The sequence below is a fragment of the Paenibacillus sp. G2S3 genome (genome assembly GCF_030123105.1).
GTDB lineage: Bacteria > Bacillota > Bacilli > Paenibacillales > Paenibacillaceae > Paenibacillus_AQ.
The window spans coordinates 6554018-6576470 of record NZ_CP126095.1; the positions used below are offsets into that span (position 1 = coordinate 6554018).

At 41.4% G+C, this 22453-nt stretch carries 21 protein-coding genes; 11 read left to right on the forward strand and 10 right to left on the reverse strand.

The annotated features are described in order from the left end of the window. Window positions 1-93: 93 nt before the first annotated feature. Window positions 94-1506 carry an alanine/glycine:cation symporter family protein gene (locus QNH28_RS28970; RefSeq protein WP_283909568.1) on the reverse strand — a complete coding sequence of 471 codons (1413 nt, stop codon included), beginning with the start codon at window positions 1504-1506 and terminating at the stop codon, window positions 94-96. A 199-nt stretch (window positions 1507-1705) separates the two neighbouring features. Between QNH28_RS28970 and QNH28_RS28975 the strand changes: the two genes are divergently transcribed. The 3 genes from QNH28_RS28975 (at window position 1706) to QNH28_RS28985 (ending at window position 5498) form a co-directional block, all read left to right on the forward strand. Continuing rightward, window positions 1706-3271: a catalase gene (locus tag QNH28_RS28975; protein WP_283909569.1), complete on the forward strand. Its 1566-nt coding sequence runs from the start codon at window positions 1706-1708 to the stop codon at window positions 3269-3271. Window positions 3272-3408: 137 nt separating this feature from the next. After that, window positions 3409-4395, forward strand: a complete 987-nt coding sequence (locus QNH28_RS28980) for an SDR family NAD(P)-dependent oxidoreductase (RefSeq protein WP_283909570.1) — start codon at window positions 3409-3411, stop codon at window positions 4393-4395. Further along, a complete protein-coding gene (locus QNH28_RS28985) occupies window positions 4392-5498 on the forward strand; it encodes an undecaprenyldiphospho-muramoylpentapeptide beta-N-acetylglucosaminyltransferase (RefSeq protein WP_283909571.1) in 1107 nt (368 codons plus the stop codon). The genes QNH28_RS28980 and QNH28_RS28985 overlap by 4 nt, the downstream gene beginning before the upstream one ends. Window positions 5499-5630: 132 nt before the next feature. On the opposite strand, the gene QNH28_RS28990 is transcribed toward QNH28_RS28985, so the two are convergent. Both QNH28_RS28990 and QNH28_RS28995 read right to left on the reverse strand, forming a co-directional pair. Then, entirely contained in the window at window positions 5631-6665 is a 1035-nt protein-coding gene (locus QNH28_RS28990) for a sensor histidine kinase (RefSeq protein WP_283909572.1), read from the reverse strand. Next, a complete protein-coding gene (locus QNH28_RS28995) occupies window positions 6662-7336 on the reverse strand; it encodes a response regulator transcription factor (protein ID WP_283909573.1) in 675 nt (224 codons plus the stop codon). The genes QNH28_RS28990 and QNH28_RS28995 overlap by 4 nt, the downstream gene beginning before the upstream one ends. Before the next feature lie 227 nt (window positions 7337-7563). Between QNH28_RS28995 and QNH28_RS29000 the strand changes: the two genes are divergently transcribed. From QNH28_RS29000 to QNH28_RS29010, 3 genes are read left to right on the forward strand one after another with little or no spacing between them, the layout of a single operon-like run. Further along, a complete protein-coding gene (locus QNH28_RS29000; RefSeq protein WP_283909574.1) occupies window positions 7564-8331 on the forward strand; it encodes an ABC transporter ATP-binding protein in 768 nt (255 codons plus the stop codon). Beyond that, window positions 8318-10195, forward strand: a complete 1878-nt coding sequence (locus QNH28_RS29005) for an ABC transporter permease (protein WP_349655025.1) — start codon at window positions 8318-8320, stop codon at window positions 10193-10195. Before QNH28_RS29000 ends, QNH28_RS29005 begins: the two co-directional genes overlap by 14 nt. Before the next feature lie 26 nt (window positions 10196-10221). Beyond that, window positions 10222-10734 carry a DinB family protein gene (locus QNH28_RS29010; protein ID WP_283909576.1) on the forward strand — a complete coding sequence of 171 codons (513 nt, stop codon included), beginning with the start codon at window positions 10222-10224 and terminating at the stop codon, window positions 10732-10734. A 24-nt stretch (window positions 10735-10758) separates the two neighbouring features. On the opposite strand, the gene QNH28_RS29015 is transcribed toward QNH28_RS29010, so the two are convergent. Continuing rightward, window positions 10759-11346, reverse strand: coding sequence for an NAD(P)H-dependent oxidoreductase (locus tag QNH28_RS29015; RefSeq protein ID WP_283909577.1), 588 nt, complete (start codon window positions 11344-11346; stop codon window positions 10759-10761). 121 nt (window positions 11347-11467) lie between these two features. Between QNH28_RS29015 and QNH28_RS29020 the strand changes: the two genes are divergently transcribed. Next, window positions 11468-11905 (forward strand): MarR family winged helix-turn-helix transcriptional regulator, encoded by a 438-nt coding sequence (locus tag QNH28_RS29020; RefSeq protein WP_283909578.1) that lies wholly within the window; start codon window positions 11468-11470, stop codon window positions 11903-11905. A gap of 431 nt (window positions 11906-12336) precedes the next feature. Here the strand turns inward: QNH28_RS29020 and QNH28_RS29025 are convergent, their stop codons facing one another. The 6 genes from QNH28_RS29025 to QNH28_RS29050 form a co-directional block, all read right to left on the reverse strand. Next, on the reverse strand, window positions 12337-13218 hold the full coding sequence (locus QNH28_RS29025; RefSeq protein ID WP_283912291.1) for an SMI1/KNR4 family protein: 882 nt from the start codon (window positions 13216-13218) through the stop codon (window positions 12337-12339). Between the two features lie 165 nt (window positions 13219-13383). After that, window positions 13384-14295, reverse strand: a complete 912-nt coding sequence (gene hprK, locus QNH28_RS29030) for an HPr(Ser) kinase/phosphatase (protein WP_283909579.1) — start codon at window positions 14293-14295, stop codon at window positions 13384-13386. Between the two features lie 147 nt (window positions 14296-14442). Further along, window positions 14443-15801 (reverse strand): ABC transporter substrate-binding protein, encoded by a 1359-nt coding sequence (locus tag QNH28_RS29035; protein WP_283909580.1) that lies wholly within the window; start codon window positions 15799-15801, stop codon window positions 14443-14445. Window positions 15802-15816: 15 nt separating this feature from the next. After that, complete coding sequence (locus QNH28_RS29040) at window positions 15817-16926, reverse strand: efflux RND transporter periplasmic adaptor subunit (RefSeq protein WP_283909581.1); 1110 nt, start codon at window positions 16924-16926, stop codon at window positions 15817-15819. Between the two features lie 10 nt (window positions 16927-16936). Beyond that, a complete protein-coding gene (locus QNH28_RS29045; RefSeq protein WP_283909582.1) occupies window positions 16937-17794 on the reverse strand; it encodes a carbohydrate ABC transporter permease in 858 nt (285 codons plus the stop codon). 14 nt (window positions 17795-17808) lie between these two features. After that, on the reverse strand, window positions 17809-18675 hold the full coding sequence (locus QNH28_RS29050; protein WP_283909583.1) for a carbohydrate ABC transporter permease: 867 nt from the start codon (window positions 18673-18675) through the stop codon (window positions 17809-17811). A 177-nt stretch (window positions 18676-18852) separates the two neighbouring features. Here QNH28_RS29050 and QNH28_RS29055 point away from each other — a divergent pair, with 177 nt between their 5' ends. From QNH28_RS29055 to QNH28_RS29070, 4 genes are all read left to right on the forward strand, one after another. Next, the gene (locus QNH28_RS29055) at window positions 18853-19563 is read left to right on the forward strand and encodes a response regulator transcription factor (protein ID WP_283909584.1); all 711 of its coding nucleotides are present in this window, start codon (window positions 18853-18855) and stop codon (window positions 19561-19563) included. A gap of 1 nt (window position 19564) precedes the next feature. Continuing rightward, window positions 19565-20953, forward strand: a complete 1389-nt coding sequence (locus QNH28_RS29060; RefSeq protein ID WP_283909585.1) for a sensor histidine kinase — start codon at window positions 19565-19567, stop codon at window positions 20951-20953. A 146-nt stretch (window positions 20954-21099) separates the two neighbouring features. Continuing rightward, complete coding sequence (locus QNH28_RS29065; RefSeq protein ID WP_283909586.1) at window positions 21100-21690, forward strand: DUF1989 domain-containing protein; 591 nt, start codon at window positions 21100-21102, stop codon at window positions 21688-21690. 107 nt (window positions 21691-21797) lie between these two features. Then, on the forward strand, window positions 21798-22424 hold the full coding sequence (locus QNH28_RS29070) for a LysE family transporter (protein ID WP_283909587.1): 627 nt from the start codon (window positions 21798-21800) through the stop codon (window positions 22422-22424). Window positions 22425-22453: the final 29 nt, after the last annotated feature.

Below are 22453 nucleotides of genomic sequence, written 5' to 3' on the forward strand. Positions count from 1 at the left end.
CTTAGAAGCGATTCTAAAGGCTCGTTTTTCCAATAGAACAACCTTTATAACAGCAAAAAGAGCTCAGTTACCTGAGCCCTTGAAATATATTTTCTATCTTTTTATATCTGAGGAGCTGTCCCAACATTCAATGTTCTCGAGCCCCGGAATGCTGTCTTTATAGAAAACAGGATCCTTCCCTTCACGTTTCTGCCTTTTATAATCCTTCAAGGCGGCAAAGGCCACTTTAGATAACAGCAGGATGGCAATCAAATTCACGATAACCATGAAACCCATAAATAAGTCGGCTAAATCCCATACCAATTGAACCTTTGCTACGGAACCAAAAATAATCATCGCCAAGACACTGTATCTATAGAATAGTAATACTTTTTTGTTGGAGTTCAAGAATTCTATATTGGTCTCACCGTAATAATAATTTCCAATTAACGTGCTGAAGGCAAACAAGAAAATCATGATGGCTAATGATCCGGATGCCCACGAACCAATATGCTCGCTTAATGCCGCTTGTGTCAGCTTGATTCCGTCCAGCCCCGGCTGCTTATACGCATCTGATAACAAGATAATGAACGCTGTACTCGAACAAATAAGTAACGTATCTGTAAGTACGCCTAGGGCTTGCATTAGCCCCTGCTTCACCGGATGACTTGTGGTTGCCGTTGCTGCAGCATTAGGCGCACTACCCATACCCGCTTCATTAGAGAACAAACCACGCTTCACACCCTGTAAAATCACTGCACCCAAAGATCCTCCTGCAATTTGTTCAAATCCGAAGGCACTTTTCACAATGAGTGCGAGAACTCCCGGGAGTTCAGTAATATTAATCAGCATAATAATAAGAGCAGCCCCAATGTAGAGCCCTGCCATTATCACTACAATGTATTCAGACATTCTTGCGATACGCTTAATACCACCGAAGATAACCACCGCAAACGCAGCAGCCATTACAAGTCCAAGAATGGCTCGGTTGGTGCCAAATGAATTTTCAAAGGCCACTGTGACCGTATTCGATTGGACCGCGTTAAATACAAGGCCGAAGGATAACGTGATCAGAACCGCGAATATCGCTCCCATCCAGCGCTTGTTCAGACCCTTCTCCATATAATAGGCAGGACCACCGCGAAATCCGGTCTTATCCTTCACTTTATATACCTGTGCCAATGTGCTTTCTATAAATCCGGACGCTGATCCAATAATGGCAATTACCCACATCCAGAAGATAGCCCCTGGACCACCTATGGCAATAGCAATTGCGATTCCCGTTATATTACCTGTCCCTACCCTCGCCGCCATACTGATGCAGAAGGCCTGGAAGGACGAAATACTATCTTTTGACCTTTCATTGGATCCTTTAAGAACCCGAAACATTTCTTTGAACATACCAAACTGTACAAACTTCGATCTTACGGTGAAATAAAGTCCACAAGCAATAAGAAGGATCACCAATATTTTCGACCACAAAAAGTCATTTGTTACACCAATCATACTATCTAAAAATTGTTGCATGTAATTCCGCCTCTCCATTCTGTCGATACCAAGTTGCTAAGCTTATAACACATAGTATTTTCAAATATAACAGTCATTATTTCAAATGCCAATAAAAATTGTAACTTTCATAACATCTCTTGTCAGTGGGTTTCGCATACTTTTCAGAATTCTGGTAGAAAATAGGATTCATATCTGAAGAGAGGTGGGGCTTCGCCATATGGACAAGGAAAAAGAAGATATGATTTTAACGGATCGACAAGGTCATCCAATTACAGATAATCAGAATATACGAACGGTAGGAAATCGTGGGCCATCGACGCTCGAAAACTACCACTTTATCGAGAAAATATCGCATTTTGATCGAGAGCGTACGCCAGAACGTGTTGTACATGCTAGGGGTGCCGGAGCCCACGGGTATTTTGAAGCTTATGGAAAAGTAGGCGATGAACCCGTCTCGAAGTATACACGTGCTAAGCTTTTTCAAGAGGCCGGCAAAAAAACACCTGTATTCGTGCGATTTTCCACGGTAGTTCATAGTGTTTACTCTCCGGAGACCTTTCGTGACCCCCGCGGCTTCGCCACAAAGTTCTATACTGAGGACGGCAACTGGGACTTGGTCGGCAACAATCTGAAGATCTTTTTTATCCGTGATCCGCTGAAATTTCCCGACATGGTGCATGCTTTCAAGCCAGATCCCGTGACCAATCTGCAAAACCCGGAGCGGATGTTTGATTTCGTATCGAACTCTCCTGAAGCTACGCACATGATTACGTTTCTATTTTCTCCATGGGGGATTCCAGCTAACTATCGACAAATGCAGGGGTCTGGGGTCAATACCTACAAATGGGTGAATGAAAAAGGCGAAGCCGTCTTAATCAAATATCATTGGGAGCCGCTGAAACATGGCATTAAGAATCTAACTCAGCAGGCTGCAGAGGATATACAAGCCAAAAACGTCAGCCATGCTACGCAAGACTTATATGAAGCTATTGCGCGCAAGGATTACCCCGAGTGGGAGCTATGTGTACAAATCCTGAGTGATGATGAGCATCCTGAGCTCGATTTTGATCCACTGGATCCTACTAAGCTTTGGGATCACGAACGTTTTCCATTTTTACCTGTAGGGAAGATGGTTCTGGATCGAAATCCGGACAATTATTTTGCCGAGGTTGAGCAGGCCGCGTTTGGAACGGGGGTTCTTGTAGACGGTCTGGATTTCTCCGATGACAAGCTGCTGCAAGGCCGGACGTTCTCCTATTCAGATACTCAGCGGCATCGGGTGGGCGCGAACTACATTCAATTGCCGATCAATGCCCCAAAGACAAGGGTAGCGACAAATCAGCGGGATGGGCAAATGACTTATCATGTCGATAAGGTGCCTGAGCAGAACCCACATGTGAATTACGAACCATCCTCACTTGGCGGGTTAAAGGAAGCGACCCCTTCCGGCAAAGACCATCAACCGATGTATAATGACAGACTAGTTCGCGAGAAAATTAATCGTACAAATGACTTCGGGCAAGCTGGAGATACCTATCGCAAGTTCGAGGATTGGGAACGGGATGAATTGATTCATAACCTGGTCGATGCCCTAAAAATATGTGCGCCTGTGATTCAAAACAATATGATTGACCATTTCACAAAAGCTGATCCGGACTACGGTCGTCGAGTGGCTGAAGGTCTTGCCAAAGCGAAAGTGGACTCGTCACATCTCGGCACCTCAGATAATCGAGAAGCCGCCGAAATTGCTGAGCAATCAGGAAAGCATACAGATGGCTATTAGAAGTTAAAAGAAGGGTTAAGGGACCAATAAGGGTTCTTTAACCCTTCTTTTGATTTTGGAAGCTTCGCTTTGCCATATTCACGTAACATACAAACACTATGATTATTTTGTAGCTAAGATCATAGGAGGAACAAACCGTGCAAAATACAACCATATTAATTACCGGTGGAACCGGATCTTGGGGACGACAACTCGTGAAAAGGTTATTGGAAAGAGACCCTAAAGAAATCAGAATATTTTCCCGCAATGAGTCACTTCAAGTAGAACTACAACAGGAATATCATCATAACCCTAAACTAACGTTTATCATTGGTGATATTCGTGATAAGCATGAAATCATGCAGGCTTGCCATCAGGTAGATTATATCTATCATCTAGCAGCCTTGAAGCATGTCCCGATCTGTGAGCAACAACCGGACAGTGCGATGAAGACTAACGTACTTGGAACTCAGCATGTGATTCAAGCCGCTATTAAACATGGCGTAAAAAAAGTGATCTACGTCTCCACCGATAAAGCAGCTCATCCATCGAGCACCTACGGAATGACAAAATCACTCGGCGAAAAGCTAATGGTCCATGCCAATCTCAGACAAACTAAAACTCAGTTAGTATGTGTGAGAAGTGGTAACGTCCTCGGTTCAACCGGCAGTGTAGTTCCTATTTTCAAACAAAGTATTGTGGATGGAGTAGATATTTCCCTTACAGATGTTAGAATGACTCGTTTTTTCTTAACCATAGATGATGCGATTACCCTACTCCTTAAAGCAACAGAAGAAAGCAGAGGCGGAGAAGTCTTTGTGACCAAAATGCCTGCTTGCAGCATTAAGGATCTTGCCCAGGTCTTGATTGACGACTTATCAACTAGCACGATCCAAATCAAGGAAACGGGGATTCGTCCCGGTGAAAGCTTAAGTGAGGCCCTGATATCGGAATTTGAGAGCGCCTCATCTATACATCTGGATGATCACTATTATGTGATTCTCCCTCCTTTTCCTATAGAAGGTTTACAAGAAGCTTATGTCGCTTGCCCTCCTGTGGACTTCCAAAGCTATGACTCGAATCATGAGCTGATGAGTAAGCCTGCGATAAAAGAAATGTTACAACAAGGTGGTTTTCTAGCATGAGTACCTCAATCGTATTTACAGGTGGAGGCTCCGCAGGCCATGTATCAGGGAACCTCGTGTTGATTCCTAACTGTCTAGCTGAGGATTGGGACGTCCATTATATAGGCTCCGAACAAGGCATTGAGCGTAAGCTTTTGTCTGACTACAAGGAGGAAGTGACCTACTATCCCATTTCCACAGGGAAATTGAGACGCTATTTCGATTGGAAGAATGTGACCGATGTGTTCAGAATCATAAAGGGCATCTTTCAATCCTACCGACTCCTACGAAACATTAAGCCAAGTGTGATTTTTTCTAAAGGTGGATTTGTTTCTGTACCGGTCGTGATTGGAGCTAAACTCAACAAAGTGCCTATCATTATTTATGAACCAGACCTAAATCTTGGACTAGCTAATAAAATCTCGCTTCCGTTTGCCACTCATCTGTGTACTAATTTTCTGAAGACTGTCACACAATCTGCTTCTCTCAAAGCCGTTCATATAGGACCGCTCTTGAAGGAGCAATTTAAATTCGCTGATAAACAACGTGGTTTAGCCTTTTGCGGATTTACCTCTGTTAAGCCTGTTCTTCTCATTATGGGAGGAAGCCAAGGGGCACATAGCATTAACCAAATGGTGAAAAATGTACTTTCCGAGTTGATAGATACATTTCAAGTGGTTCATATTTGCGGGGAGGGAAAGGTCGATTATCACCTCTCTATGTCAGGCTACAAATCGTATGAATTCGTTACAAGCTGCGAATTGCCGCATTTATTAGCTATGGCTAATGTTGTCGTATCTCGTGCAGGCTCAAACTCTATGATGGAGCTTCTTACTATGCAAAAGCCAATGTTATTAATTCCCCATACGAATGGTGGGAGCCGCTCTGGTCAACTTGCCCAAGCACAATATTTTCAACAAACTGGATTTGCTGAAGTGTTACTTGAAGAAGAGATGACCATGCAAAGCTTTGTTCATGCGATTATGAAGCTATACGAGAACCGCTCAACGTACAAAGATAAAATGAGACTTTATGAGAACGGCAGAGGCGCCCATAAAGTAATGAATTTAATCAAACAAGTAAGTGGCGAAGACTTAACAATGATTAAGGTAGGTAAGGTTTAGATGGGAATGAAGCTAGCGAATTGGTTACTCCTCTGCTTTATCGCCGTGGTCTGTATTCTGGTTTATTTGGGACAATCTTTGCTCAAATAGAAGTCGTTTAAGAATATCAATATCCAATACAAGGGTTACTCCTCATATTTCTTGATAGTAGTTCCTCATTTTCGGAAAATGAATAGTGACCCTTGTGTATACTCCCTCTTGTGATTGAATAGAAAGTTCATGACCTAATTTCAAAGCCATTTGTTTCGCAAGATACAATCCCATTCCAGTAGATTTCGAGTGAGTTCTTCCAGCAGAACCTGTGAAGCCCCTTTCAAATACTCTATGTATATCCTCCGGCTTGATTCCAATGCCTGTATCTTGGATTCTCAATCGTTTTTCTTTACTGTCTTCTTCGAACACAACAGAGATTTCTCCATCTTCATTAGTATACTTTAAAGCGTTTGCTGTAATCTGATCTAGGATAAAGGTAAGCCACTTACTATCGCTTTGTACAAATGGCTGTACCTGTACTTCCTCCATATGAAAACGAATCCGTTTCGTAATAAAAAACTTGGCATATTTTTTTACACTATTTTTCACAATTTGATTTAACGGTACATCTGTAATGAAATAATCTTTAGAAAATGAGTCAATTCGTGAATAGTAGAGGGCTTGTTCTACGTAGTTATCAATTTTGTTAAGCTCATCTTCAAATTTATCCACAAGAAAATCTACTGTTTTCCCCATACTGTTCTCCATAAGTAGCTTACTTGCCGCAATCGGGAGCTTTACCTCATGAATCCATGACATAATAAAATCTTGATGATCTCGTTTCTCGAGAATCAAATTTTGAAGTTGCTTAGTATGGTGATCATGCATCATTTTTATCAAATGTACATATAAAGCTTGTTCATAATTTTGTGGTTCAGGCATTGCTGCAATGAAATCGCCCTTCTTATTTTGTATCAGATCATGTAGTTCAAGATAGAAAGACCTCCGGTAATAATATCCGATAGTAATATACATACTAACAAAGAAGAAACCCATAACATGAGTATATAGAAGGTTTGGAGCAGCAAGATTCCAGCTCTCGTTTAATATCATAATTATTGAGACAAACAGCATCAATATACAATAGAGTATGAGAAAATATCGTTTATCTTTTAGATACTGAAAAAAACTCATAGAATGATGTACCCGTACCCTTTCTTAGTCGTAATGAAATCTTCCTTGCCAAGATCAGTGATTTTTTTGCGTAAACGAGTCATATTCACAGATAAGGCATTTTCATCTACAAATCTTTCATCCGCCCATAGCGTACGCATGATGTTTCTCCGGCTTACGATGGCTCCTTTATTTTGCATGAGTAGGTTTAAAATAATAAATTCGTTTTTGGTGAGTTCAACCGTCTGATTCCTATAAGAAATATCGTACGTTTTAAGGTTGAGTACAATTCCTTCATGCTCTATCACATTTAATTCCATATCTTCTATATAAGCGTACGTCCTACGCAGGAGTGCATTGATCTTTGCCATCAGAACATCTGTATGGAAAGGCTTATTAATAAAGTCATCCCCACCCATATTCATCGCCATAATCGTATCCATGGGTGTATCACGAGATGAAAGAAAGATAATCGGTGCTTTTGATGCTTCTCTAATTTTTTGGCACCAGTAAAACCCATCAAATGAAGGTAAATTAATATCTAATAACACCAGATGAGGATTTTCTTTTAGAAACACTTGTAATACTTCATTAAAATCTTCTACTTTTACGATATCAAATCCCCATCTTTCTATTATTTCTCCTACCATATCTCTAATGGTTTTTTCGTCTTCTACAATCATAATTTTCATGAGTTTCCTCCCTTATTCAGCAACCAGTATACCCTTATAAAATTCTGCTTATGCTGTTACAGACAGTGGGTGTAGAACGAAGCGCCACTAGCGGAGAAGGGCCACAATTATTTTAGCGTAGCGATAATGTAAGGTTAGCTCAAAGAACTGTAAGGCCACTGTAAGATTGCATGATATAGAATAAATCCTGTAAAGAGAAAGCAACTTCTTGTGTGGAGGAATTATATATGAAAGCAATAGTAGAAGCAAAACAAATCCAAAAAGTATATGGGGCAAGGGGACATACATTTACAGCATTAAATGATATTGAATTTACTGTTCAGGAAGGTGAATATGTTGGAATTATGGGGCCGTCAGGTGCAGGTAAGTCCACACTCTTGAATATTTTAGCTACGATAGATCAGCCGACATCTGGTGAGATTTTGATTGACGGGGTAAGCATTCTAAATATGAATGAAGATCAACTATCAACATTCCGTCGCGATAAACTAGGTTTTATTTTTCAAGATTATAATTTATTAGATACCTTAACCGTAAAAGATAATATTTTGTTGCCATTAGCCTTAGCAAAAATGAATGTACAGGAAATAGAGCATAGAGTCACTGAGATTTCGGAACGTTTTGGAATTCAAGATATTTTAGATAAATACCCGTATCAAATTTCAGGTGGGCAGAAACAACGGACGGCAGCTTCACGCGCAATTGTGTCTAAACCAAGCTTAATTTTAGCGGATGAGCCTACTGGTGCTCTGGATTCCAAATCTGCAACAGACTTATTAGAGAGCTTGCAAGACTTGAGTAAGGAAGATAAAGCAACTATCTTAATGGTTACACATGATGCATTTGCGGCTAGCTATTGTACCCGTGTGCTCTTTATTAAAGATGGAAGTCTGTTCACCGAACTTGTAAAAGGTACGGCTTCGCGTAGAGAATTCTTCAAAAAAATATTAGATGTATTATCGGTTCTTGGAGGTGGTGCTAGTGACGTTATTTAGTTTAGCGAGAAAAAATATTAAAGGGAATATAAAAAACTATCTCCTCTATTTCTTCTCAATGGTGATTAGTGTAGTGATCTTCTATACGTTTAATTCATTGATATATATCCCAGAAATTAAAGATGCCGTTCAAATCATGGGAAGTTCAATGTCTCAAACCTCTTACATTTTAATAGTATTCTTAATCGTTTTTATTGGCTATTCTAATGCATTCTTCGCAAAAAAACGAAAAAAGGAAGTCGCGCTGTATTCCCTGCTTGGCGTAAGAAAAAAAGTTATCGCGAGAATGCTCTTTTTTGAAAATATCATTATCGGGGCCATCACTTTAGTATCGGGACTTGTATTAGGCATTCTTCTATCCAGATTGTCTATCATGCTGCTCCTCAAGCTTTTAGGTGCCCCAGTGGTTGTGAGCTTTAATATTCCTATAGAAGCCATAGTGGCTACCGCTATTGTATTTACCGTCATTACGATCTTTACTTCCGTTCAGTCGTATCTCTTAATTTATCGTTTTAAACTCATTGAATTATTTCATGCAGAGAATAAGGGCGAAGAGGTTCCGCGAGCTTCACTATTTTCTGCTGTAGTTTCGATCGTTTTACTGGGAAGTAGTTATTGGCTTATGTTTAACTCCATGGCTATGCTGTCTTTCCCTTTGATTATCATGGGAACCTATTTATTATTCCGTTCTTTAACGGTATATCTGTTAACACGTGCACAGAAGAATAAGTCGAACTACTATAAAGGCATTAACATTATTGGAACCTCTCATTTGTTGTACCGTGTGAAAGGGAATGCCCTTATGCTTACAGTTATTGCATTGCTAATGACTGCGGTGCTCCCATATCTTCAAGCGGCATTTTCTGAATACGCTACGGTTGAAAAGGATGCTCATGCAGCTGCTCCATTTAGCTATATTCATCTTTCACAAGACGAAACGTTCGACAATCAAGTCCATCGAATCATTTCACAAGATAAGGATCATCCGATAACCGATCAACTGGATATTCCCTTTATTAAAGTGAAAGGAGTTACTTCGGCACCGTTTCAAGACAAAGATGACCTTTCGGTTAACCTGATCTCCGAGCAAACCTTTCATAAAATGAAAAAAGTTCTAAATTTAGGTGACATACCCAAATTATCTGACAACGAAGCAATCGCGTTTAAGTATTATGGCATCAATCAACTGGATTCTGATTTTGTTGGAAAAGAAGTAAATGTACATTTGTCTCAAGGAAATCATACGTTTATGCTCGATAAGCTAGAGAAAAAGGAAATAGCACTACACTCTGGATCTGAGCCATTATATCTTGTCGTTGATGACATGATTTTTAGCAATATAGCTGAACAAGTCCGTCCGATTGTCTATAAAGCCTATAAAGTGGAAAATGAAAAAACAACAAAAGAAACATCTGAGTTCTTAATGAAACTGGCTAACAAGGATACTCAGATGCGTACTTTCTATGATAAAAATAAATTATTCCAATCCTTATCAGGAATGAAAATGTTTGTGGTCAGTTCTTTAGCCTTAGTGCTACTAGTCGCAACAGGAAGTGTTATTTATTTCAAACAGCTAACAGAAGCACACTCTGATAAACGTCGTTATGAAATACTACGAAAAATTGGCGTAAGTAGAAAAGAAGTACGAAAGACGATATCCAAACAAAACTTGTTTGTATTCATACTTCCTTTTATCGTTGGGATTGTAAATGCAGGAATGCTAACCTTCTCCATGGTTCTAGAATATAATATGAATTTAAGCGATAATATCCTGTCGTTTGCCGTGGCTATAGCAGCGTATGGCATGATCTATCTTATTTATTACGTATTGACCGTTAATTCCTATAATAGAATTGTAAAATAACCAATCTACTTAGGAGGACAAATGATATGAAAAAGCATCCCGTGCAAGAAATGTATGCCTACAACGAATGGGCTAATCTAACGATCATCCATCGCTTAAAGGAATTGCCTAAAGACATTTACCATAAGGATATTCAGAGCGGTTTTTCTTCGGTAGCGAAGGTTATGACGCATATTTATGTCGTGGAGAACATTTGGTTTGACTTGATTTCAGGGCGAACCAGGAATGAAGCTATAGCATCAGCTGCCCAATTAGAGCCCTTATTAGCTATAAAAGATATTGAAGAAATGGATGTCCTCTATCGTGAGCTAACCAGCAAAAATAAAATGGTGCTGGCTAGTCAAATAGATAAGGACCTCACCGTTGTGTTAGATCATCCGATTATGGGATCGCTTGAGACATCCATTTCCGGAGCTATCTTTCACGTTGCGAACCATGGCAGCTATCATCGTGGGAATATCGGGACTATGCTGCGACAAATGGACCATACCTCAGTGCTGCAGGATTATGTTGCCTATCTTTTTAACGAGTCCAAATGATCATCGATCCGTTATCTTTGAGTATTAATTAGCCATGGCTTTAAAATATTGGTAGACCTGATTTAGCTTTTTGTCATGTTTACCTTTTGGACTCTCCATATTCCCAAACTCGAAAAACTTCACCTTCTTGATACCGCAATATTGAAATAATGCTTTTCTCATCAGCACCTTATGGGAATTGTTTAACCAATATAAAGGATAAAGGGTTGGTCCCTTCATGCTGGAAATACAAACTACTGACTTCCCTTTCAGCAGCCCCTCCGGGATAAGACCGCCCTTTTCTCTATAAGCAAAATTAGAGGCAAACATTTGATCAATATAACCGAGCAGCATGGCGGGAGGCCGGCCCCACCAGATCGGATACACAAACACGATCTTGTCAGCCTGACGAATCTGCTCACGATACTTCTCAAGCTTGGGATCGATATGCATGTCTCTTCTACGTTTATTTTCGTTAAAGACCAGCACCGGATCAAATTGCTCTTCATATAGATCAAGAACCTCGATGTTCGTGATCTTTCGATTTTCATTACTTCCTTGAATGACTTTATTGAGAAAAGCATAACTTAAACTTTTATGATTCGGATGAGTATAGATGACTAAAACGTTCATTGATCCACCTCTTTAATTATCATTTGATAACAAAATCGTATCACAACCTTCATTTAGTTGTCAAATGATAATTGTATTATGATAATTATTTTGTTAAAGTTTAAACTAAGAGGTGATCGTTATGGACAAAGAAGTGTTTTTTCATAAATTAGTGACCTTTACGACGGCAGTCCATGAAGTAACATTCGACTTAACCAAAGATGTTAGACCTGAAGGTATTACGCCCGTTCAATATAGTATTCTGGAGTATATTGCGGTCAGCCAGCCTGTTACTCTCAGTCAAATTAGTGATTGTAAAAATATCTCTATGCCGAACACGAGCCGTGAGCTCAAGAAATTAACAGAGAAGAATCTTTGTGAGAAGCTGGATGTTGCAGAGGATCGGCGTAAGCAAATGATTCGGTTATCTGACGCTGGACAAGCGATGATGAACAAAGCTTTTGGGCAGATCGGCGAACGTTTCCTGGACCGGATCAAGGACTCTTCTACTGAAGAACTGGAAGAAATCAACCGAGCGCTCGATGTGCTTCAGTCCAAGGTGTTTAATAGCGATCAATGAGTGGGTTAAAAAGAAAACAGAGCAGCGATACTCCGTTATTGGAGAACCGTTGCTCTGTTTTTTCGGTCATTTATTTGGCTGCTTTAAGACCGATTATCGGCTAGCTATAGCCTAACTACCTGGAATCAGCCCCACCTTCAGCTAAATCGCCGAATTGCACTCGTCCACTGAATCTTTCGGACCCAGATGACGTTATTCGCATGTTTTTAGCCTTTTCTGCTTAGTTTCGGACTCCAGCGACGCTATTCCTATGAATGGTGCTCATATTTGATGTTTTTCGTGCCAATAGTGGCTATGCGGTCCATCAGCACCACAAATTTGTGAAAAAGCTGCGATTAGGGTCAGCTGTGTCCGATAGCTACTTCCCCTAATAGAAAGGCACTCCTGTTAAGGAATGCCTTAGTTATCATATTCTTAGCCAGCAAAATCCACTATTTCACTAATCCGCCAATAAAGGACTCAAAATTATCAGCCAAGCGAGTGATCTTGTATTTGTTATCTCGATCTACATGGATAACCTCGGGTTCGCCATCATTTCCAAACTCGCGGTAATCCAGCATGATTACTTCATTCTCAGAAGGACAATCACAAATCACCACACCAACCTCAGGATAACGTCCATTTTCAATCACAGTCCGGCTGCCTGAAGCTCCACACAGCGACTTATTCTTATCTCGTCCAATTCCAAGGATCCCTGAAATCGTAATAAATTCTTCTGTTCCCGGAATTGGGTACCGAGTGTTATGAGGAATTCCCCCATTATGTAGCTTCATCATTTCAACGTAGTATTTTGGCAGCTTAAAAACCAGCTCTTCTTCTACTGAAGCAATCAATGCATCTGTAGGCGGTTCAGAGATATATTCTGAGAACGCATACTCGCTGTCATCCCAAAAATTGGTGGAGTCGATCGCTACTATAGGCTTCTTTGCGGGTTTATTCAGAGGCTTTTTCGCAGCTTTCTTAGCCAATTTACGTTTGATCCAACCCAAAAACTCCAAAGTGTCCTCATCATCAGGCTCTAGCTCGTCTGCAATTGTAAATGCTTTTAAAGCTTCATCATACCGCTTGAGATAATAATAGGAAACTCCGATACGGTAATGCCAGAGTGGGTCACCTTCGCCCTCTTCTTCAATGCTCAAATACTGCTCTAAAGCTTCTTCATATTGCCCGAGATTATTAAGCGCTCTGCCCAAATGACTAGTTAGAACATAATCTCTTTCCTCTTCAGGAATTTCCGTTATTGCATCCACGATTTCTTGAAATTCGTCCTCTTCATGCCACGCATCCAATTTTTCCAATAGCTCATCACTCATCATTAATACCTCCTATTAACGATCACTCAAAATACCTATTAGAAATTATACCATTTATAGCCTATGCCCAGCCAATCACGCATCAAAGGGCAAAATTTAGTTAAAAAACAGACCCCAGAGCTCTTCTGCGGCCTGTTTACCTATAAAGAAATTTATGGGTACCCTTCATTGCTTGTCTTCGATCCTTTGCATGAACTCTTCAACGGCACTATAGCCAAGCTGCTTCAGATACCAGTTGTTGGCGGCCGCTTCGATTAGGCCGGCTACGTCGCGGCCGGGCTGAAGCTGGATTTCAATATGCGGAATTTGGACGCCAAGATAGTCTGTGAACTTCGGTTCAAGTTCGAGCTCATTATTCAAAGAATTCTCTCGCCAAGGAGACAACTCGATGTCGAGCACAATTCGCGTTTCATCCTGAAAGGCTCTACGCCCGTACTGGCGCACAACGTTAATCAGACCGATACTGCGCAGCGCTAGGAACTCGCGGGTCGTCTCGTTATGTGTGCCGAGAAGAGTTGCTGGTCCCAGCTTCTTCAGCACCACGATATCATCTGCTACAAACCGATGGCCTCTTCTAATGAGCGTATGCGCGGTTTCGCTTTTACCAATCCCCGACTTGCCCCTGAGTAGAACGCCTATGCCGGACAGATTTACACACACCCCATGAATTGAAAGCTCTGGCGCCAGCGCCTTCATCAGATAAGTGTCAATCTTTGCGATAATCTCTGTCGTGGTTTCCTGCGTACGAAGCAGCGGGATACCTTCTTCTTCGCAGAAAAGAGTTAAATAGGGAATCTCCTGCTGACCTGTCGTCACAATAAAACATGGTGGATGATAGTTGACGATATTACCAATATGTAACTTACGCTCTTCAACGCTTAGGGTTAACAGATAGTTGATTTCCTTGCAGCCCAATATTTGCACCCGCTTCGTTGGGAAAAAATCAAAGTAACCCACAAACTCAAGTCCAGGTCTATGCGTCTTTGAACGAGTGATTTCACGATCCATGCAGCTAGCACCTGCTAGCACTTCCAGCTTAAACGTTTCCGTAAGGCTTTGAACGGTAGTCGATTTCAAGGTTGTTCTCCTCCTGTGGCTGCGTATCTTGAATACGCAATACGGTTACCGGGATATATTCAACGACAAATGGGATGATTCCTGCAAAATAAACAAAAGACGTTCAATCACCGTTAAATGATTAAACGCCTTACGAATAGGACCTATTTACTCGTTAATGTAAGTGTTGACTCGGTTTTGAATCAGCTTGCTGACGTCTTCAGCGGTTTTCTGACCACTCATATATGAATCAAACTCTTCAATTGCAATTGAAACGACCTTATGATCACTAGATAAATTCCTGCTTGCACCATCTAGAAGCTGATGTAATTCTTGGATTTTGCTTTCTACAGTCTCAGTATCAAACTTCTGTTCTAGAAGAGGTAGTGTTCCCGCTACTGCCTGCTGCTTAGCATCATTAAGCTGTTTCTCCACAGCTCCCTTATGCATCGCAAACCCTTGTACGACTGATGAAGATTGCATTTCCTCGGAAAGCATGAACTTAATAAAGTTCCAAGCTTCATCTTGAACCTTAGATTTGCTGTTAATACCTAAAGTGAAATATGACTTAAATGAAGTTCCACTATATTTTCCATTTACTGTTGGCTTTTGATATATTTTAAGCTTTGGATCAAGGACTTGGGACAGGCCTCCTATTGGATCGAAAAGGTTAGCATTGTTGAACAAGGTTTTGGTATAGTCGTACGTAAAATCATTACTAAGTACGCCCTCATCATACATCGATTTGATTTGCTTCATCATATCTCGAAACAGATCGGAATCGAAATTCGCTTGACCTTGATTAATGAGCTTATCATAATTAGCTTCTATATACTCCGCTAACATTTGAATCGGGAATAGATTAACAAATGCGAAATAATCCTCACCAACTTTTCCCTTAAGCTTCTTGGAAATATCTTTAAACTCATCCCATGTCCATGTCTGATCATCGATTTTAATGTTAGCTTGTTCTAACAACTCTGTATTCCCAGTTAGCGCGTCGATGACAAATGAGAATGGCATTGCATACAAACCATTACCATCTTGGGAGCCCTCAAAAATATTCTGATAGTACTGATTTCGATCAAAGTCAGCATCCTTATCCATCAGATCATAGAAATTAGTCAGCATGTTCTTGGCGACATATTTGTCCTGTGGTAGATCGTTCATTACGATCATGTCCGCCCCTTTGCCAGACATCATCTGTGTGCTCACTGTTTGTATATACTTCTCAACATCGCCCTTTGAGAATGCTTCTCCTGATTGACTCATTCCATCTTCATTCGTTTGGGGTCTAGCTAGATACTCTTTGATATCAATTTGTATATCTGGACGAATTTTTTTGTATTGCTTAACCGCCTCCTCTAAATAAGGACTTACCGCCATGGTCGCAATCTCAATCTTCTTGCCATCCTGACCTGATTGTTCATTAGATGTTCCTTCTGTACCTGATCCCACGCTGCTGCTAGAGCATCCCGATAATACGACTATCATTGCTAATATGGCCAATACCCATCTTCTATTCAAATTCATTCATCCCCTTCAATATACTCGGATTCTATTACCTTCTTGTAGTGGTTCACTTGATTCAATAATGATCTCATCATCAGGACTTAACCCGCTCACAGCTACAACCTCATCCTCTGTTGAATCACCTGTTATAATGTAAGCCTTACGTGCATTAAACGTATTGCCGAGTGAGCTTTTCTTCTCCTCAACTACAAAGACATAGCTTCCTGTTGCATCTTTATGAACCCATTTTTTTGGTAACACATAACCTTTTTCATTTGACTCCTTCTTTATATCTAGACTGACTTGTTCGCCACCTTTAATACCAGCATCGGAGACAGAAACGACAACCTGATAACTGGATTTATCGGATGAATCTTCTTCACTGCTCTCTTGGGATGCAGCTTTAATCTCTTCAATTACACCGTTAACCAGTGTATTGTCTTTCGCCAATCGAACAGAAACCTTAGATCCAATCTCGAATAATGCCGTATTATCCGACTCGACAGCAAATGAAAATTCGAAGCCCTTGCCACTATCCATTAAGGTCAGGATTGTCCCCCCTTGTGAAGCATCCATGCTATCCTCTGCTGTAATCTTTGTGATTTTGCCATCAAAAGGGGCAGTCAGCGTTTGTTTATCCGCTTTTTCTTTACGCAGCTTATTTAATTTTCTTTGCGCCAGTTCAAGATCCATATTATCCAGTTCAAGAGCTCGCTCAGCCTTGGCAATCACTTGCTCATCACCACCTATCAATGCATTGAGCATATCCTCCTCGAGAATCTCCCGATTTAGCTTTTGTTTCTTAAGCGCCGTTTCCTCTTGATAGATCTGTTCATCCAGATCAGAGCTATCAAATGTCACGAGCTTTTGCCCCTTCTTAACCTCAGCATTCTCTTTTACATGAACCTTCACAATTTTAGAGCCAGTCTCATTCAACAAATCCACCTGCTTCCGAGGCGTTAAGACTCCACTCCCTTTAACCTGATGAACTAATGATTTCGAGGTAAGCTTCTCCGTAACTACTTTGGGCAGCGTCATCGTTTCGAGTGTGCTGCTAAAGAAAGTCAAACCAGCCAATATAGCAAAGAATAATACAAACAAAGCAGCCGTTAATCGTTGTCGCTTAGATGTGCTTGTCATCTCATTTCCCCTATCCTTTAATTCCAGAAAGCTCTATGCCCTCAATAAAATACCGTTCCGCCAAAAGAAACAAGAGAATCATAGGCATCATATACAAGACCGCAGCCGCAAACGATACCCCAAGCGCATCTTCCTGCAGGCGGGATAGAAAAATGGACAAGGGCTGTAAATTGGCATCCTGCAGAAAGATCAGTGGCTGCTCCACCATATTCCAGTAATCTGCAAACAGCAGAACAATTAGCGCTGCCATGCCGGGTTTCACCATAGGCAAGACAATCCTGATAAAGGATCGGAAGTAACCTGCCCCATCCATTTGGGCTGCTTCCATATATGCCGTTGGAATTTGGAGCATAAATTGTCTGAGCAAGAATACACCAAACGCCGCAAATATCCCTGGTAATATAATGGAGCTTGGACTATTAATAAGCCCTAGCCGATCGGACATGATATAGTTCGGCACAAGTGTGACCTGGAACGGCATGAGCATCGTGATCAGATACACAATAAATAAGGGCTCTCTGCCAGGAAACCGCAGCTTGGCAAATGCAAATGCCGCTAATGTTGCCACCACGACCTGGCCTATAATGATTGGAAACACCATAAATACAGAATTCCAAAACATACGAAGAAATTGCGAGGTTGAAATAAGCACCTTATAAAATTGCTCCAGCGAAACCCAATCTGGAATCAGCTTCAAATTAACAAAATCGTTCATCTGTGTATTACCTAACATGCCGTAATTCAGGATAATTTCCTTCTCTGTCATCAAGGAACTTACCATTGTCAATACAACAGGAAATAGCATTACAAGCGCGATCACGGTTAAAAAGATAGTAAGTAGCAGTGTTCTTATCTGTTTCTTGTTCATTTACACCCCTCCCTTTACTCCATAAATGAACGGAACTTATGTTCAATTCGGAAGAGCATCAACACAATGACTAGAATGCAGAGCACCATTAAGAAAGCTGCAGATGACAGCTTCTGAATATCGAGCGATAGGAACATATTGTTCATATAGTGCTGAAGCATATAGATACTGTCATGTGGATAGTCACCCGCAACTAAATAGATTTCCCGAAATACCTTAAATGAGTTCAGAATGGACATCAGCATCACTAAAAATCCTGTCGGTATTAAATAAATCAAGGTGATCTGGAGCTTACGAGCCCAGCTTGCTCCTTCCAGGTTTGCTATCTCATAATATTGATCAGGAATATTTTGCAAGCCGGCCAAGAACAGGACCACATTATAGCCAATATTTTTCCATACATAGATAAAAATAATGACACCTTGCGCCCACTCTGATTTCATCCAATCGATCCGCTCCATTCCCATCCACTCTAATGCATGATTGAAAAAACCGTTCCAATCGAATAGGATCTGCCATACGAGCACAATTGACGCTACTGGAACAACCAGTGGCAGTACATAAGAGGTGCGCAGCCAATTTCGAAGGTAGACTCGTTTGTTAAGCAGCATGGCAAGAGTAAGTGACAACACAATAAGGATCGGAACGCCAATAATTGTGAACCAGAATGTATTCCCCGCCGCCTTTTGAAAGGACGAACTTGCTAATAGGCTCTGGTAATTGGCAAGCGATATCCCTGCCTCACCACTTGGATTCTCAAATGAAAATACAACACTTTGACCAAACGGAATCAAATAAAATAGTGCAAAACCAATCAAACTCGGAGCAAGAAAGCAGAATGCCACAAGAATCTCCTTGCGAGCCAAATATGAAATTCTCACAGCCTCAACCCCCTTTCGAGCTTGTTCCATACAAGCAACATATTTACCGTACAAATAACTATTCTATAGATCAGCTTCGGTATTAATTTGGAGCAATTGTGGAAAAAGTATGGAAAAGCCCGCTTGAAAGAACAACTTTGTTAGAATAATAGATGTATGGGTTAGGAGGTCTGCCTGATGAAGAGCTATCAAATCGCAATCGTTGAAGATGATTGTCATATAAGAGATATCGTTGAGACTTATTTACAGAAGGAAGGCTACAGAACTATATCTTTAGGGTCAGCAGAAGAAGCGCTCATGTTATGGAACATAGAGCGCCCGGATATGTGGATTCTAGATATCATGCTTCCAGGTATGAATGGCTATGAATTCTGCAAACAAATTCGCAAGGAAGCCGAAGTTCCTATTATTATGATCTCTGCCCGTGATGAGGAAGTAGATAAAATCCTTGGACTTGAGCTTGGAAGTGATGATTATTTAACTAAGCCCTTCAGCCCACGTGAGCTGGTCGCACGAGTAAATCGTTTATTCCATCGGCTTAACTCTCTTACTGAAAAATCAGAACAGAGTATAGTCTTTTCAAAATCAAACGACCTCATCATCGACGATCTCCGTCTAGTATTAGATAGTCGTCTGGTGTACTGGCAATCTAAAGAGATTGAAATGACGGTGAAGGAATTTTCCTTGCTTCATACCTTAGCAGCGCAGCCCAATCGTGCTTTTTCACGCAATGAGCTGTTAACATTAGTGTGGGGGGATGACTATTTCGGCAGCGATCGAGCCATTGACGATTTAGTCAAAAGACTTCGTCGTAAAATGGAAGACCTGCCTCTTGAAACCGTTTGGGGCTATGGTTATCGAATGCGCGTGGATGGAGTGAAGACATAACATGAAACTAATCTATAAGCTTCATTTATCATTTGGAATATTACTGGTGTGCGTACTCGTGCTTACAGCTACATTCGTTTATCCCTTACTAATGGACACGCTGATCAATAATCAAAGAGAAGAACTAAGATCACAAGGTAGTGCAATGATGGAGTTGGTCAATTCGTTACCTGTTCAAGACCTAACACCTTCTCAATCAGCAGCAGCTATCGTACAGCCAGCTCAAGAGATTAATAGATCAGTAGATGCGTTACTCATAGAGCCGAATCGTAATATATTATTTAGTACAATGACTGAAGCGCAGACACAGACATGGTTACCGCTCATTGAACAGTACTCAAGTCACAATCAGCAGGGCTTCTGGCAAAATGGACAGGAGAAATATATTGTTGAGACCTTAACTTCTAATCCACAGAGTCTTGATCCAGCAAGTGCTGTGGCCCCAGCCACACTTGTCTTGTCTACACCGCTAAGCAAACTTAAATCATATCAATCAGAGCTTTTTACAAGAATGATGTTCATTATGGTGATTGGGGGAACTATTGCCTTTGGCCTAAGTTTATTTATTACCAAACGTCTAGTTACTCCTCTTGAGAAATTAAAGCTTGAGCTCAAAAAAGTTGAAAAACGTCATTTTGATGAGGTGCAGCTTATTCAAACTGGCGGAGAAATTGGTGAGGTAGCCCAAAGTGTCCATCATCTCGCTGGAGAACTTAAGCAATACCATCATGCTCAAAGGCAATTTTTCCAGAATGCTTCTCATGAGCTTAAGACCCCACTAATGACTATTCAAGGTTATGCTGAGGGAATTCGAGATGGTATTTTCACCGGGGATCGTGCTGACAATGGTCTCGATGTAATCTCGAGCGAATGTGAACGGCTTAAGGGCATTGTCACAGAGATGATCTTGTTAGCCAAGCTTGAAAGTGAAGATGGTATTTTTGATCAAGAAGAAGTGTCGGTTAAACAATTAATCGATAAAACCGTCGATCGAATACGTCCATTAGCTATAAATGAGAAAGTTGACATCAAGGTAAGGTACGAAGTGGATAACCCGAGCAAACTTCATATTCATGGAGATTCGGAAAAACTATTACAAGCGGTACTAAATATTATGAGTAATGCGATCAGGCATGCATCACAAGCCGTGGATATAGAAACTTCAGAGCAGGATGGACAAGTGCAAATCGATGTCATTGATGATGGTGAAGGTATTCCTGATCATCTACTGCCTCAGCTATTTCAGCGTTTTATTAAAGGTAAGAATGGAGAAACAGGACTTGGCCTCGCCATTTCACGTGCAATTGTTGAACGGTGTGATGGGGCTATATCCGCTCATAACGGAGAGCATGGTGGGGCTATATTTCGAATGAGTTTTCCTTCAAAATAAATGTCATTCTGATACCTAAAGACTGTCGTCGAATCGAACGAATTGTTTCTATAATGCCGCCACACAGCTCCATACTTTGCATGACTTTTTTGGTAAAGAGCCATACTAACCCTCACAGACTATGACTATCCCGAAGGAGAGTACTGATGAGCGAACAACAATGGCTGATTCCAGCAACCAAGGGATTGGGCTTCAAGTTGGACAAAGGACAGATTGTCCGGGTAACCGATGTAGAGGGAGAGCAGGTAGCCGATTTCGCTGCTTATAACGCCGTTCGCCCTAATGAGCGGATTGACCCCGGTGTAACGATAGATGCTCTAGGCAAGATGAATGTGCTCCCGGGGGACATCCTCTATTCCAACCAATATAGACCACTGCTTACGATTATTAAGGATACTGTGGGGCGCCATGATTTCATTAATTCCGCCTGCCGTCCCGAGATGTATGAGGTGCTGTATAACAAAAAGGATCACGCCAGCTGCTACAATAACCTGAATGAGGCACTGGGAGAGTTTGGACTGCCTGCTCCCGATCAGCATTATCCATTTAACCTCTTCATGAATACTGTCATTGATCCTTCTGGAAAAGTCAGCGTGGAGCGTCCTCTCTCAAAAGCCGGCGATTATATTGAGTTGCGGGCTGAGATGGATCTGATCATTGCCATATCGGCATGTCCATGCTCCGAAAGTGTCTGCAACGGGTACAAGTGTACACCGATTGCCGTGGAGATTGTTTAGAGTATGTCGCAAAGAGAATAGCGCCCGCCAGGCTCGTCTTCTAACTTACCCACTTCTTGAATAGAATGACTTGTACAAGTTAACATCTCATTCAAGGAGCGATGACCATGAATAGCTTTATCACCTATATAGTACTCGGCATTTCATTATCTGCACCTATTGGTCCCATCAATGCAGCCCAGCTTGACCGGGGAGCGCGGATGGGATTTTTCCAATCCTGGATGATTGGACTGGGGGCCATGTGTGCAGATTTAGTGTATATGCTACTCATTTACTTTGGATTAGCTCACTTTCTGAATACCCCGTTTATGAAAACCTTCCTGTGGACATTCGGCAGCTTCGTTCTCCTGTATAGCGGAATTGACACTTTGAAAAATATCAATGCCGTGCCTGGATCCGCCTCGCGTGGTGCACAGACCGGCACTAGCGCCTTCCGTTCTGGATTTCTAATGGCACTGATGAACCCACTCAGCATTCTTTTCTGGTTAGGCATTTACGGCTCCATTCTGGCCAAAAGCATAGAAAATCAACATTTCGATCAGGTACTGTGGAACAGCATGGGTATCTTTGTTGGCATCCTACTCTGGGATGTGGTGATGGCGATGCTGTCTAGCTTCTTTCATCGGTTCACCGGCCCTTCTATGCTCCGGTTCATTTCCCTTGCCGCGGGAATTTGCCTTCTTGGTTTTGGCATCTACTTCGGTTCTCAGGCATTTATACAGTTGTTTGGCTAATAGGTTCAACCAGCAAGAGCCTTCCTGGG

What these genes read in the sequence shown, in the direction of transcription:
- QNH28_RS29065 (WP_283909586.1), top strand. Translation starts at nt 21,100, where the DNA reads ATGAGCGAACAACAATGGCTGATTCCAGCAACCAAGGGATTGGGCTTC.
- QNH28_RS29055 (WP_283909584.1), top strand. Translation starts at nt 18,853, where the DNA reads ATGAAGAGCTATCAAATCGCAATCGTTGAAGATGATTGTCATATAAGA.
- QNH28_RS28970 (WP_283909568.1), bottom strand. Translation starts at nt 1,506, where the DNA reads ATGCAACAATTTTTAGATAGTATGATTGGTGTAACAAATGACTTTTTG.
- QNH28_RS29040 (WP_283909581.1), bottom strand. Translation starts at nt 16,926, where the DNA reads ATGACAAGCACATCTAAGCGACAACGATTAACGGCTGCTTTGTTTGTA.
- QNH28_RS28990 (WP_283909572.1), bottom strand. Translation starts at nt 6,665, where the DNA reads ATGAGTTTTTTTCAGTATCTAAAAGATAAACGATATTTTCTCATACTC.
- QNH28_RS29060 (WP_283909585.1), top strand. Translation starts at nt 19,565, where the DNA reads ATGAAACTAATCTATAAGCTTCATTTATCATTTGGAATATTACTGGTG.
- QNH28_RS28985 (WP_283909571.1), top strand. Translation starts at nt 4,392, where the DNA reads ATGAGTACCTCAATCGTATTTACAGGTGGAGGCTCCGCAGGCCATGTA.
- QNH28_RS29070 (WP_283909587.1), top strand. Translation starts at nt 21,798, where the DNA reads ATGAATAGCTTTATCACCTATATAGTACTCGGCATTTCATTATCTGCA.
- QNH28_RS28995 (WP_283909573.1), bottom strand. Translation starts at nt 7,336, where the DNA reads ATGAAAATTATGATTGTAGAAGACGAAAAAACCATTAGAGATATGGTA.
- QNH28_RS29010 (WP_283909576.1), top strand. Translation starts at nt 10,222, where the DNA reads ATGAAAAAGCATCCCGTGCAAGAAATGTATGCCTACAACGAATGGGCT.
- QNH28_RS29000 (WP_283909574.1), top strand. Translation starts at nt 7,564, where the DNA reads ATGAAAGCAATAGTAGAAGCAAAACAAATCCAAAAAGTATATGGGGCA.
- QNH28_RS29015 (WP_283909577.1), bottom strand. Translation starts at nt 11,346, where the DNA reads ATGAACGTTTTAGTCATCTATACTCATCCGAATCATAAAAGTTTAAGT.
- QNH28_RS29025 (WP_283912291.1), bottom strand. Translation starts at nt 13,218, where the DNA reads ATGAGTGATGAGCTATTGGAAAAATTGGATGCGTGGCATGAAGAGGAC.
- QNH28_RS28975 (WP_283909569.1), top strand. Translation starts at nt 1,706, where the DNA reads ATGGACAAGGAAAAAGAAGATATGATTTTAACGGATCGACAAGGTCAT.
- QNH28_RS29045 (WP_283909582.1), bottom strand. Translation starts at nt 17,794, where the DNA reads ATGAACAAGAAACAGATAAGAACACTGCTACTTACTATCTTTTTAACC.
- QNH28_RS29020 (WP_283909578.1), top strand. Translation starts at nt 11,468, where the DNA reads ATGGACAAAGAAGTGTTTTTTCATAAATTAGTGACCTTTACGACGGCA.